The organism is Ktedonobacter sp. SOSP1-85 (assembly GCF_016587415.1).
Taxonomy (GTDB): Bacteria; Chloroflexota; Ktedonobacteria; order Ktedonobacterales; family Ktedonobacteraceae; genus Ktedonobacter.
The window spans coordinates 5,502,602-5,514,554 of the sequence record NZ_BNJI01000001.1 but is presented as its reverse complement, the minus strand read 5'-3'; the positions used below and the strand labels follow the sequence as shown (position 1 = coordinate 5,514,554).

14 protein-coding genes and 1 pseudogene are annotated in these 11,953 nt (G+C 55.0%); 5 read left to right on the top strand and 10 right to left on the bottom strand.

What is annotated here, in order from left to right:
* Positions 1-23 precede the first annotated feature (23 nt).
* Both KTE_RS22985 and otsB read right to left on the bottom strand, forming a co-directional pair.
* Positions 24-1,130: a hypothetical protein gene (locus KTE_RS22985; RefSeq protein ID WP_201385018.1), complete on the bottom strand. Its 1,107-nt coding sequence runs from the start codon at positions 1,128-1,130 to the stop codon at positions 24-26.
* Between the two features lie 82 nt (positions 1,131-1,212).
* Positions 1,213-2,040 (bottom strand): trehalose-phosphatase, encoded by an 828-nt coding sequence (gene otsB, locus KTE_RS22980; protein WP_201385015.1) that lies wholly within the window; start codon positions 2,038-2,040, stop codon positions 1,213-1,215.
* Between the two features lie 770 nt (positions 2,041-2,810).
* Between otsB and tnpB the strand changes: the two genes are divergently transcribed.
* A complete protein-coding gene (gene tnpB, locus KTE_RS22975; protein WP_201385004.1) occupies positions 2,811-3,989 on the top strand; it encodes an IS200/IS605 family element RNA-guided endonuclease TnpB in 1,179 nt (392 codons plus the stop codon).
* Between the two features lie 34 nt (positions 3,990-4,023).
* Complete coding sequence (locus KTE_RS22970) at positions 4,024-4,197, top strand: IS110 family transposase (protein WP_236600531.1); 174 nt, start codon at positions 4,024-4,026, stop codon at positions 4,195-4,197.
* 18 nt (positions 4,198-4,215) lie between these two features.
* On the opposite strand, the gene KTE_RS22965 is transcribed toward KTE_RS22970, so the two are convergent.
* From KTE_RS22965 to KTE_RS22955, 3 genes and pseudogenes are all read right to left on the bottom strand, one after another.
* Positions 4,216-5,373: an RNA-guided endonuclease TnpB family protein gene (locus KTE_RS22965; RefSeq protein WP_201385002.1), complete on the bottom strand. Its 1,158-nt coding sequence runs from the start codon at positions 5,371-5,373 to the stop codon at positions 4,216-4,218.
* A 4-nt stretch (positions 5,374-5,377) separates the two neighbouring features.
* Positions 5,378-5,771: pseudogene (tnpA, locus tag KTE_RS22960) on the bottom strand (IS200/IS605 family transposase); the annotation flags it as partial.
* 159 nt (positions 5,772-5,930) lie between these two features.
* Positions 5,931-6,893: an AraC family transcriptional regulator gene (locus tag KTE_RS22955; RefSeq protein WP_201384999.1), complete on the bottom strand. Its 963-nt coding sequence runs from the start codon at positions 6,891-6,893 to the stop codon at positions 5,931-5,933.
* A 503-nt stretch (positions 6,894-7,396) separates the two neighbouring features.
* On the opposite strand from KTE_RS22955, the gene KTE_RS22950 reads away from it, so the two are divergent.
* Both KTE_RS22950 and KTE_RS22945 read left to right on the top strand, forming a co-directional pair.
* Positions 7,397-8,968, top strand: coding sequence for a zinc ribbon domain-containing protein (locus tag KTE_RS22950; protein ID WP_201384997.1), 1,572 nt, complete (start codon positions 7,397-7,399; stop codon positions 8,966-8,968).
* 157 nt (positions 8,969-9,125) lie between these two features.
* Positions 9,126-9,908, top strand: a complete 783-nt coding sequence (locus KTE_RS22945) for a phytanoyl-CoA dioxygenase family protein (RefSeq protein ID WP_201384995.1) — start codon at positions 9,126-9,128, stop codon at positions 9,906-9,908.
* 18 nt (positions 9,909-9,926) lie between these two features.
* Here KTE_RS22945 and KTE_RS22940 read toward each other — a convergent pair whose 3' ends face one another.
* The 5 genes from KTE_RS22940 to KTE_RS22920 all read right to left on the bottom strand — a co-directional run bounded on the left by KTE_RS22940 (position 9,927) and on the right by KTE_RS22920 (position 11,432).
* Positions 9,927-10,091 (bottom strand): hypothetical protein, encoded by a 165-nt coding sequence (locus KTE_RS22940; protein ID WP_201384993.1) that lies wholly within the window; start codon positions 10,089-10,091, stop codon positions 9,927-9,929.
* Between the two features lie 53 nt (positions 10,092-10,144).
* Positions 10,145-10,591: a hypothetical protein gene (locus KTE_RS22935; RefSeq protein WP_201384991.1), complete on the bottom strand. Its 447-nt coding sequence runs from the start codon at positions 10,589-10,591 to the stop codon at positions 10,145-10,147.
* A gap of 66 nt (positions 10,592-10,657) precedes the next feature.
* The gene (locus tag KTE_RS22930; RefSeq protein ID WP_201384989.1) at positions 10,658-10,801 is read right to left on the bottom strand and encodes a hypothetical protein; all 144 of its coding nucleotides are present in this window, start codon (positions 10,799-10,801) and stop codon (positions 10,658-10,660) included.
* A gap of 113 nt (positions 10,802-10,914) precedes the next feature.
* Positions 10,915-11,139 (bottom strand): hypothetical protein, encoded by a 225-nt coding sequence (locus tag KTE_RS22925; protein ID WP_201384987.1) that lies wholly within the window; start codon positions 11,137-11,139, stop codon positions 10,915-10,917.
* Positions 11,140-11,273: 134 nt separating this feature from the next.
* A complete protein-coding gene (locus KTE_RS22920; RefSeq protein WP_201384985.1) occupies positions 11,274-11,432 on the bottom strand; it encodes a hypothetical protein in 159 nt (52 codons plus the stop codon).
* Positions 11,433-11,518: 86 nt separating this feature from the next.
* Between KTE_RS22920 and KTE_RS22915 the strand changes: the two genes are divergently transcribed.
* Entirely contained in the window at positions 11,519-11,953 is a 435-nt protein-coding gene (locus tag KTE_RS22915) for a UPF0158 family protein (protein WP_201384983.1), read from the top strand.

Here is an 11,953-nt window from a genome sequence, read left to right as displayed (position 1 = left end):
TATTGCTCCTTCGAGGTTGGGAGTTAGCGCCGACGACGCCGTACGCGCTCCTGGCTCGGCTGGTTGGACCGACGGCGCGGGACGCGGATCTTACTCCGCAGCCAGCGCAGGGTCACCAGCCCGATGAACCAGTCCTTGAACAGCTCGGAGGCTCGTGCGAGCAGACCGGCCCACACCTGCCAGAAGACAGGGCGCAGACCGGAGAGCAGCAGTTGCACACCGATACCACCGATGATGACCTGCGTCGTTTCCTGCCCCAGGATGGAGAGGAAGTTCTTGACGTAGTGATACATCAGGAGGTGGCCGTACGTCGCCTCGGGGTACACGCTGGTGAAGGCGTGCCCGATCAGCTCGGCGACCGCGATCCCGCAGACCGCGCTGGACAGAATGCCACCCAGGATGGGCAGCATGCCTGCCAGAAACTGCTTCCAGAACAGACCGTCCAGCTTGCGGCTGCGCTTGCGCATCCAGCGCCAGGGACCGAACAGCGCTTGCTGCCCCGTGTTCAGCGGCACGAGTGCGTAGAACAGCAGCGCGCCCCGATCGATTCCCAGGACCGACACGTTGAGCAGGGCTAGAACCAGGCCCGTACCCGAGAGCAGCAGGAGCAAGAGCGTCGCCCAGGCGGCATAGCGATGCCACTTCAGCGACGGCTGCTCGTGGTGCTTGTAGAGCAGTTGGCACCTGCGCAGCCCCGTGACGTTGCTGAGCAGGGCCTGGATTGCGGGGATGAAGCCGAACGAGAGCCCCAGACCTGAGGCGAACAGGTTGGCGATGGGGTAACCCAGGCCACCTGCCCACACCGGGTCGACGAAGGCGACCCAGGCTTCGCGGGAGGTCATCGGGCCGGTCTGCCGGATGGAACGGGGCGAGGACTTCTCCTCGTCTGCGTTGTCCCGCAGGTGACGGCCGAGTTCGACCGCGTACAGGTTGACGCGGCCGCCGATGACGATGCCGATGAAGCCGGCGATGATCGAGCATCCCACCAGGATCGACGAACCCAGACCCCAGAGGGTGAAACCGGGGCGCCAGAAGACGCCCAACGCTGCCAGGGCAGCGATGACAAGACACAGCTTGCCAAGTGCGGTGCTCCAGCGCGCGAACCACTCGCGCCTGATGCGGAACCTCACTACTCCCACCTCCACATAACCTCTTGTCCGGGTAGTCACCCAGAACATGTTTCCGCTAATCTCGGAGCGATCCGGGGGAGCGTCAGGGCCACAGGACCCTGACGAACTCCATCAGGAAGTCCGCCACGCCGGGGACGCCGGGGACCCGGAGGTCGGCGGCGGCCAACAGCTCCGGCCTGGTGTCCGCTCGTTCGGCGACGACGCCGATGCCGTCGATGCCCCGCTTACGCAACTGCTGGACAGCGCGCAGCGCCGACAGGTCGGTGAGGCTGTCACCGCAGAACACGACGTACCGGGCACCAGTGGATTCCACGGTGTCCAACAGAGCCGTGCCCTTGTCCCGTTCCGGGACATCCGGAAGGAACTCGACGGTGGTAACATCGTAGGTCCACCGGAAGCCGAGGGCCTCGGCGAACGAGCGCAGATCGTGCTCGATCTCCTGAACGGTATCCTCGGGGTTCGTGCAGCCGCCCACGTTGAGGGCGAGCGAGACCCCCTTGGGCTCCAGGACTACCGATGCGGGAAGGACCTGCCTGGCCTTCGCCAGCAGGTCCTGCGTCTTCCCGAAGTACGACCGCACCTCGGGGACGAAGTCCACATCGCCCGGCTTCGCCGGGAACTTCGCGGTCTTCCCGTGACCATGGTTGCCGATGTACAGCAGGCCGGGGAGTCCGACCAGCTTCTGCACGGTCGGGATGTCCCGGCCAGTCAGGATGCCGGGCTGGATCTTCGCCCACCGCGCCCCCGCGAGGAGCCGGAAGGCCTCCCTGGCCTTCGGGTTGATGGCGACCGTGGCGGGGTCCTGGCGGAGCTCGCAGACCGTCCCGTCGAAGTCGCTCATGGCGACGATGGGCTGCCTGCCCAGGAGGCGCTGCATCGTGCTGGCCTGGTCGGCCGTGATGTGCTGCATGTCTTCCCCTCAGGGTAGATGTGTGTCGTTCGGGACCACACGGAACATGTGTGGTTTCTTGCTCCCCTCCTTTCTGTCTTCTTTCCCCTGTGCTCGTCCTGAGCACAGCAAAACGAAGACTCTGAAGCCGAAGCTTCCGGGTCTCCTCTTTTCAAGCTGGGGAAACTACTTAGCGTTTGTGAGATACGTGGATAGACGGTTGATGGAACATGGAAGGCAATCCGAGCCTACGGCTCCAGGAGTTGCCAGGGGTACTGCTCGCACCTTGCGCTAAGGAAGGTCGCGAATCCGAGCCTACGGCTGCAAAGAAACGCTGTTATCCTCAATCTGTGCGCTAAGAGAGCTGTACCACGAAACCTTTACACTTATCTCTGTAGCATACTTTCGCAAAAAACACAACCCATAGAGCGCCTCAAGCCGCTCCCCAGGCCAATCAATTCGTGCAATGTTTTTTTATCAAACCGGCCCGTAAAACCCTGATTCTTACCCACATCTTTTTGGAGGGTCTTCACAGGCCCGTCGCTATACATGAGTTTGTGAAACGCGCAGCAGGAGGAGTTGGCTTCCTGTGCTGTTCCACAAAATCTAATTGTAAAATGTGGGTAAAAGACAGGTCTCAAGCCAGGGGTCCCCGCATGGCGCAATTTTATCAAAACGCGCCGTAAAACCCCTGCCTAAAGGCAGGGGTTTTACGGCGCGTTCCTTTGTAGGCGGTTTGGGTTGGGTGGATACTGTTGACTTTTTACATCTTTTATGCTATCATGTAAGCTATGAAACAGAAGAGAGCGTATAAATACCGCATATATCCTACGCCAGAACAACAGCATATTCTTGCTTGCACCTTTGGATGTTGTCGCTTCATCTATAATTGGGCATTGCGCCAAAAGATCGATGCCTACTACAACGAGCACAGGCGCCTCTACTACAAAGACTTGAGTGAACGGTTGACCGAACTCAAAAAGCAAGAAGACTCTAGCTGGCTCTCGGAAGTCTCTTCTGTTCCCTTGCAACAAGCCTTGCGTCATCTGGATAAGGCATTCCTCAACTTCTTTGAGGGACGTGCCAAGTACCCAACCTTCCACAAAAAACGAAGCAGGCAATCGGCTACCTATGCCGCCAATGCGTTCATCTGGCGCGATGGGGCTATCACGCTTGCCAAGATGAGTGAATCGCTCGACATACGCTGGTCGCGCCCTCTGCAAAAAGATGCAATCCCTTCGAGTGTTACCATCACTAAGGATTGCGCGAATCGCTACTTCATCAGCATCCTTGTGGAAGATGAGATTGAACAGTTGCCTGCCAATGAGCAGGCGATTGGTGCTGACCTTGGCTTGAAGTCCTTTGTGGTTCTCTCGACAGGCGAAATTGTGGGCAATCCCAAGTTCTTTCACAAGGATGAAAAGAAACTGGCCAAAGCCCAACGCCGCCATGCCAAGAAGAAAAAGGGCTCGAAAAACCGAGACAAGGCACGTCTCAAAGTAGCACGCATTCATGCCCGTATTGCTGAGCGCCGTCGTGACTTCCTGCAGAAACTTTCGACCCGACTCATACGCGAGAACCAAGTGGTGTGTGTCGAGTCGTTGGCAGTCAAGAATATGGTCAAGAATCCAACCCTGAGCAAAGCCATCAGCGATGTCGGATGGTCTGAGTTGGTGTCCCAATTGGAATACAAAGCCGACTGGTATGGTCGAACCCTGGTCAAAATTGACAAGTGGTATCCCTCCAGTAAGCGCTGTTTCGATTGTGGGCATATCCTCGACTCCTTACCACTTGATGTCCGTCAATGGGACTGCCCTGAATGTGGTGCCCATCATGACCGCGATATCAACGCAGCAAACAATATCCTTGCCGTGGGGCTCACGGTCAATGCCTGTGAAGAGTCTATAAGACCTGGCGCGGTGAAAACCAAACCAGGCAAGACTCGACGAAGCAGGAAAGCCTGGAGGTGACTCCAGGAATCCCCTGGCTTTAGCCATGGGGAGGATGTCAAAAGCAGAAATTGAGCAACTCTTGGCCACCTATCCGGGAATCAAAGGGCTGCAGCAGATCCCCGAGTTTGGCCCCAAGATGGTGGCTGTGTTGCGCGCGGAGCTGGGAGATATGCAGCGTTTTGCGTGCGTGGACGAGGTAATTGCCTATGGAGGCATGGATGTTTGAGGTGACGACTCCCCACGGCTACAAGCCGGGGGCTTCTGGAATGACGCGGCTGTGTCGTCCCACAGCCTTTAAACCTTCATCTAAAATATTTTTGCTGCCATTGTGATCGCGATCGATCACGAGTCCACAGTTGGGACATTCGTAGATCCGTACAGAGAGCGGCATCTCTTGCACATGCCCGCAGCAGGAACATCGCTGACTGGTGTAGGCCGGGTTGACTTTGACCACTGTGCGGCCAGCTTCTTCCGCTTTGCTGCACAGAAACGCAAAGAACTGCGACCACGCTGCATCTGCGATGGATGCGGACAGTTTCGGATTCTTGACCATGTTGCGCACGATCAGCGCCTCTACGGCGATCAGGTTGCAGGTGTTGACAATCTTGCGCGAGTGCTGGTGCGCAAAGTTCTTGCGGCGATGCTTTGTCCGTTCGTGGACGCGTGCCACGCGTTTCTTGAGCTTCTTTCGTTCTTGCGATTGTTTCGGGGCTTTGTCTCGCTTGCGTTGCGCCTTCGCCAGGTTCTTTTCTTCTTGCCTGATGAAGCGTGGATTCTCAAGAGACGTGCCATCGGAGAGATAGGCAAAGGTTTTGAGCCCGACATCGATGCCGACTTCTTTGTCTGATTGAGGGACGTTTCCCTTTGGCACATCTTCACACGAGATCGAGACAAACCATTTGCCTGTAGGCGTCCGCTTCACAATCGCTGTTTTTGGCGTTCCGGCGAGGGGCCGATGCATCACCATTTTCACCTGGCCCAATTTGGCGAGCACGAGCGTTCCCCGGTTCTTTTGAGCGCTCGCTGCAACGTCGAAACTATTGCCGTATTGCTTGAACGTCATGCTATCATAGCGAACATGAGACTTGTATCTGGGATAGCCTGGCTTCTCTCCACTCGCACATCTCTGGAAAAATCGATCAAAGGCAAGATCCACGCGTTTGACCGCATCTTGGAGAACTTGGGAAGGCACCTCAGCCAGATCGGGACGCATGTGTCTGCACTCGGGCAATTCGGCGCACTGATGGGAAAAGCCGATCGATTTCCCCGCCATTCTATAGGCATCCCGGCGTTCTTGCAAGGCGGCGTTGTACGTCTCACACAGCAGTTGTAGCCAGTGGGTGAGGGTCGTCTCTTGCTTTTTTGTCGGATAGATCCGGTAGTGAAAGGTCTTGTGAGACATGGTTTTGTTGCTCAATAGACTGCTTGATGACGCTCAAGGAAGCACCACCTGATGTGCTGACACAAGAGGAATTCGTCCACAACGTGGGCAATGCTCGCTTGAGTTGCGGGAACTCCTGTCGCAAGCATCGAGAGGAACGATCTGTGATGCGTTTCACCAGCCGATGGATCCCAAACAGGAGGTCCATATTGACCCGCGAGATGCACATGATCTGGCATCACCTCTCGCTCTGCTTGAAGCTCTTCGCAGACCTGGCAAATGATCTGCTTGAAGCGGGTTTCGATGGTCCCGACAAGCAGTGTGCGTCGATAGTTGGGACACCAGACCACATGAGAATGGCACGCAAAAACCACGTTCCGATTGCTTCGATGCCCTTGAACATGAGTTCCAGTGTACAGCACTTTTGTATCTCCTGTCAAGAGGAGAATACCCCAACGCGTTGCTCTTCTTCCCCTCTCCAAAAAGGAACGCGTCTTTCATCCCCATGGCTTCAGCCAGGGGCTTTCAGACGCGGTTATGGGTAAGACACGCCGACAAGTTGGAGGCTAACCACCAGCTTATACCTGCTTGCTCTCATCGAACGAGGCCTGGTGTGTTTGATCGGGCTGGATCATCGGCGCAAAAAATTGTGCCCGGTATGCAGAGGCGCTCACCCCTACCTGAGCCTTGAAGCGACGGGCAAAATGCCGTGGTTCGGGCCAACCTATTGCTGTACCGATGGCAGCAATAGGCAGATCTGTAGTAATCAGCAAATGTGTCGCCTGCTGGATGCGCTGGCGCGCGAGATACGCTATAGGCGATATTCCGATATGTGCTGTAAACAATCTCACCAGGTAGGAACGATCAATTCCCAGGCGTTTAGACAACGTTTCCAGACTCCAGGGATAGGCAAGTTGCTCATCGAGCAGGTTTTTAGCAGAGAGCACAGTCATAGGTAACGCCCGTCTCCATGCCAGGGAAGGCTCATCGATTGCATCGTGATCGCCCATATCTTGAGCAAGTTGGGCGAGGAAGAGGAGCAGATGCCCAAGGATGGCAGTTTTTTGTAAAACACTGTTTGTCTGTTTTGCAATGTGAATAGTGTCCAGGTGGCTCAAGCATGTAGTAGAGATCGTCTGAGCAAGATGAAAAAAATGGATACTGTGCTGTTCTACACTGGTCGCTTTTGCCACAAAGAGGTGCTGGAGCCACGCTTCTTCGCCCATCCAGGAAAGCTCGTTTTGCAGTAATCTGTAACTAAAGCAGCAATTATAGACTTCGAGTTGTCGGCAAGCACGGTACACATGCCAGGCACCAGGCCGAAGAATGATGATGTCACCTGGCGCAAGTGATTGCTCTCCTACGAGCGATATATGGTTTCCATACCCCGAAAGAACCAGGACGACCTCGACAAAATCATGCCAGTGAGGTTCAAAATCTCCATTCATCAGGGAAACGCGCTGTGCAATGACCGGTACACGATCATTGCCGTAGAGATGCTGCCAAAGTAATGCTTTAGGTCTTCTTTGGTTACTCATCATATCACTTTCATGCCAACCAAAACTGCACGGGTTACGCATATAGTTACCGTTAAAAACGACTATAGTCGGTACTGACGTACTATGTCAATAATAGCGAAGAAGTAGACGTTTTTTGCCTAACAGTTTCTCGTTAGAAAACGGTATATTACAGAGAACGGCCCAGAAAGCCCCGCTCTTTCTAAGGCGGAGATGAATGGGCGTTCCTTTCGGGCTGGTTGGGTGGAGAGGAAGCATCGCTCTTCTTTCGCACTGTGTTCTCCACAGGATGAAGAACGATCATCGCCTTGTATTGCCTCACGCTTGCGAAGAAGCTCATTGAAGTCAGAGCGCGGAGTTGCTTCTCACGAATCCATTTCCGAACGATACGTCGTCGAGTTACCGGAAGAAGCCTGCTCAACTGGAATAGCTGTGTAGGCATGTGAACGTGGAGAAAGACACGAGGGACGGGCAGTAGTCCCGTCTCTTTCTGAAGAGATATTCTGCATTGGAAGGCAAAGCACGTCATGAAGCGAGCAAAGACACCGACCTTTCTTCTCGAACTCCCTCTCCAGATCGATTGGAGCCAGGAACGCCAGGTACGTGCGCACCTGGAAGCGGCTCGGTGCCTGTATAACGCTCTGCTTGCTGAAGCCATGAAGCGGCTCCGATGCATGCGCAATGATCCTGCATGGAACAAGGCGCGGGCTCTCCCACGCTCGCACAAACAGCAACGCGCTCAGGCTTTTTCTGCCTTACGCAAGAAGTATCACTTCTCCGAATACGAGCTACACGAGTATGCCAAGCTTGCCCGTGTCTCGTGGATCGCTGATCACATTGAGAGCACCATGGCTCAAACCCTTGCGACTCGTGCCTATCAGGCGGTCAATCGGGTCTGTGTTGGGAAAGCCACACGAGTACGCTTCCGCAGCAAGGGACGTGGCATCGATAGCGTGGAGGGCAAACGCAACGATGTCGGCATGCGCTTCGTATGTGATCCCAATGCAGGCGATGGCGGCTTTCTGATCTGGAACAAAGAGGTCATCCCAGCCATCATCGACTGGCGAGACCCGGTGGTGCAGCATGGCATGCGCCACCCCATCAAGTATGTGCGCCTGGTTCGCCGCAAAGCTTCCTCACCACAGGCACAGGGAACCGATAAAGACGGCAATCGTTATTACGTGCAATTGGTTTTAGAGGGCCATGCCTTCGTCAAACCGAAGCATGAGGAGGGAGGCAAAGACACGATGGGCCTGGATATTGGCCCATCGACACTCGCGATTGTCCCTCGTCAAGCAAAGGCGGACCTGGTCACGTTCTGCCAGGAGCTTTCCCCCAATGCCAGCAAAAAACGCCGGTTGCAGCGCAAGATGGACCGGCAAAGACGCGCCACGAATCCCGACAATTACGACGAAAAGGGCCGTGTCAAAAAGGGCAAGGGTCGTCTCAAATGGAAGGAGAGTAAGCGATACCAGGTGACCAGGAGACACCACGCCACTACCGAAAGAAGGCTGGCTGCTCACCGCAAGAGTCTGCATGGACACCTGGCTCATCGCATCGCTTCGGTGGGTACCACGATCAATATAGAGAAAACCTCGTTCAAAGGATGGCAGAAGCAGTATGGTCGGAGCATGGGACTTCGCGCCCCAGGGATGTTTGTAGCGCATTTGACTCGCATAGTTGCAAAAACTGGCGGCACCCTGCGCGAAGTTTCAGCCTACCAGACCAAACTCTCTCAGTACTGCCATCAGTGTGGGCAGTATCACAAGAAGCCACGATCTGAGCGTTGGCACCGTTGTGAGTGCGGGTTGGGACCAGTGCAGCGTGATCTGTATTCGGCCTTCCTGATTGCCCACCTGGAACCTGAGCAAACAACACCCTCCATCACCCAGCACGTCTGGGAAGGTGCGGAGCCGCGCCTGCGAGCCGTGATGGAGGATCTGCAACAACGTGCGAATGAAGGGGAGCCATTCCCCCGAAGCATGGGCGTGTCGGCTTCTGGCAAAGCTGCCCGTGCCAGAGCGCGTCGGCTGAAAAGTCCTGCCTATCTCCACCAAGAGCCGGTTTCTCCTTCGGGAGAGGCCGGAAACGGTGGGTGAGGAACAGGAACCTCCGTGCATTTATGCCGGAGAGGCCTCAGTATCGTAAGTATACAAAAAGATCCATTCGATCGGCGCTTGGTGTGGCGTGCCGTTATCGTAGTTGCTTATACGCCTTTTTAGGAACCTCATATGTGAAGAGTAAAGGAGTTTTCACATGACAACATCTATCTATATGACGACTGCGGAAAACCTTTCTACTGAAACTATCGAGACGTATCGCAGGCAAGGATTCGTGTCTATTCGTGGCATTATTTCGCCAGAGGAAGTGGCACGATTCCGCGCCGCTACTTTGGAGACGCAGAAACGCATCAAGAGCTACTCACATCACAGCAACATCTTCACGCAACTGGTCAATGTCTGGCGCGAAGATACGACGATACGCCAGCTTACTCTCCACCCCAACGTGGCCGCGATAGCCCAACGGCTGGCAGGCGTTCCCCTGCGTATTTGGCACGACCAGACGCTCATCAAGGAACCACACAACAATGCACCAACGGAGTTTCACCAGGATCAACCTTACTGGCCGCACACCAACTCAACCCATGCGCTGAGTGCCTGGATCGCGCTCGTCGATGTGCCAGCCGAAAGGGGCTGCATGACCTTTATCCCCGGTTCACAGACAAAAACTGAACTCACCAGCCAGGATCTTTCTGATGCCCATGACTTGATGAGGAAGTGCCCTGACCTGGTATGGATGCAGCGCGTCACGGTCCCCTTAAAAGCGGGCGATTGCACCTTCCATCACGCTCGTATTGCCCACATGGCAACGCCAAATTTTACCGATGAGCAACGTATCGCGCACGTCGTCATCTATATGGATGCCAGCACGACGTACACCGCGAAGCGGCATGTCATCACCGATCCGCTAGGGCTACAAATGGGCCAGAAACTGGAGGGTGACTTTTTCCCAACGGTCGAGGAAATAGTCGCGCACTAGTGCAAAATGAGGAGCATGTCACGCTCTCGAAGTCTCGTCGAGTTCTGCATCTTTCAAAGCCTGCCGCCACGTTTCCGCTACATCCAGCGTCTGAGCCCATTCTGCCAGAAGCTCCACATCGAGGTTCGCGCCTTGCATTTTGAGCATGCCCACGATGTCGTTCCACTCCTCATCGTCTCTCATACCATCAGTTCGCGCGAGCGAAACCAGGTGAAAGCGCTGAAGCTTAAAGAGAATCATTTCACTGGCCGAAGCAACGGGAAAGGAGGGTACCGCTCATCAAGCTCGTAACTGGTCACCAACCGAGACAGAGAGGCATCAAATGCGGTGCATCGGGGGACGATGTTATCGACCCTCGCCAGTGAATCGAGATGCAAGAGGGAAAAGGACGTGCGCTGCCTTACCGCCTTCCGGATGGAGCTCTTCTCAAAGAGAAAATCATGTTCAAGGGGTGCCAGGAAGGCGGGGAGGGTTTGTTCGTCGAGCTCGGCAAGCAGATCAATATCTTGAGCCATCTGTTGCATGCCGCGAAGCGAACTGGCAATCGAGCCGCCAAGGCAACAGGGCACCTGTATCCTCTCACACGCCTGGAGCACAGAACGCGCGACGGTGGCGAGATCAATTGGCTGCAGATACCAATGCTCTTGCCTCTCCAATGCGACTTGTATGTGCTGAGCAAGCACCTCCCCATACGAGAACGAGACAAAGCGTACTACAACCTCCCGCTCAGTGATCCCTGCACAACGTTCTTACCAGGAACGAATATTTGCCCACAGCGTGCTCTGGGTCAGCGATTGTACGAGCCTGAACCGCCTCTCCACAGGTGCCTTGCGGATCAGGTCGATGAAGACCCGCTCAGCATCAGGATGGGTATCAACAGATTGCGTACTCATCTCTTCCTCCTCATAAAAACAGTGCACGAGCATTGTGCCGGCAAGTCAAGAGACAGATCGGGTGGCGGATTGATGGCGGATAAGGCGGATAAACTATCTCCCGATAGTTCCCTCTATTGGCTCACGAGCACGATCATACTTGCTGACAACTGCCTGGATGACACATCGGGAAATCGGGGGAGAGTACCCCTCACTTCACCAAATTTGACGGCAAAGCCGCCGGACGCCAGCGGATTGCGGTGTCCGGCGGCGAGCGGTGATTCCCCTCGGGCCACATGGGGAGCTCCCCGGCGGACAGCGGCGAATAAGGGCGTGGAGGCGCCCACTGATCTCTCCACCGGCAGCTCTTTTATGATGATGATGCTCTCATGCCGCTTCTAGACACCCCTGAGATCGTTTCACTTTTTTGGCACAATGCATCGTTGACAGCAAAACTGACAGCGAAACGCAGAGGTGTTGATTCGCCCTTGTGCTAGCGCAACGCGCCATGGAAAGCCATGAGCATGAGATCAGGGCCGCAGTTGCCCTGCTGCATCCAGCCCTGGTCACAAACCGCATTCTCAGTGCTGATGCGATGCACATTCCAAAAGAACAGGCGTGCACGTTGAAGATTCCCCAGATTTTGCCACATGTGATATTCTCACATTGACACTCAGTTGGCATTGATTCGGTGCAGAACAGCGGAAAAAGAAAAAATCAGAGGAGAAGCTCTTTGCTATGACCACCCTTCCCAATGGGAAACCCATTGATATGGAGATGCTTGAGGTCGCGATGGAAGACTCCAACCTGACTAACACGTATTACCTCAATACCCAGACTGGAGAAGTGCTCTTCCTGTCGGAAGATGATGATATGGAAAAACAAGAACAGCTGGCGGAAGAAATCGAGGGGAGCAACGACTATGTACGCATTGAGCGTATCCCATCCTCTGAAGCCTATCAATGGATGAACAGTTTTGTGGAGGAGATAGTTGCGCCCAAAGATCAACGCGCCGCCCAGAAATTATCCGCTGCCTTGCAGGGGAAAGGCGCATTTAGGCGCTTTAAAAATACGTTATACACACTGGGAGAACAGTGGACGCAAACCTGGTATGACTGGCGGGACCAGCAGCTCAAAGAAGCCATGGAGGCATGGTTACGGGAGGTGCTCTAA

Bases quoted from the DNA above. Each gene is read 5' to 3' on its own strand.
- KTE_RS22930 (WP_201384989.1), bottom strand. From the start codon at position 10,801: ATGAGTACGCAATCTGTTGATACCCATCCTGATGCTGAGCGGGTCTTC.
- otsB (WP_201385015.1), bottom strand. From the start codon at position 2,040: ATGCAGCACATCACGGCCGACCAGGCCAGCACGATGCAGCGCCTCCTG.
- KTE_RS22920 (WP_201384985.1), bottom strand. From the start codon at position 11,432: ATGTGGCAAAATCTGGGGAATCTTCAACGTGCACGCCTGTTCTTTTGG.
- KTE_RS22955 (WP_201384999.1), bottom strand. From the start codon at position 6,893: ATGATGAGTAACCAAAGAAGACCTAAAGCATTACTTTGGCAGCATCTC.
- KTE_RS22950 (WP_201384997.1), top strand. From the start codon at position 7,397: ATGAAGCGAGCAAAGACACCGACCTTTCTTCTCGAACTCCCTCTCCAG.
- tnpB (WP_201385004.1), top strand. From the start codon at position 2,811: ATGAAACAGAAGAGAGCGTATAAATACCGCATATATCCTACGCCAGAA.
- KTE_RS22945 (WP_201384995.1), top strand. From the start codon at position 9,126: ATGACAACATCTATCTATATGACGACTGCGGAAAACCTTTCTACTGAA.
- KTE_RS22940 (WP_201384993.1), bottom strand. From the start codon at position 10,091: ATGAGAGACGATGAGGAGTGGAACGACATCGTGGGCATGCTCAAAATG.
- KTE_RS22915 (WP_201384983.1), top strand. From the start codon at position 11,519: ATGACCACCCTTCCCAATGGGAAACCCATTGATATGGAGATGCTTGAG.
- KTE_RS22965 (WP_201385002.1), bottom strand. From the start codon at position 5,373: ATGTCTCACAAGACCTTTCACTACCGGATCTATCCGACAAAAAAGCAA.
- KTE_RS22970 (WP_236600531.1), top strand. From the start codon at position 4,024: ATGTCAAAAGCAGAAATTGAGCAACTCTTGGCCACCTATCCGGGAATC.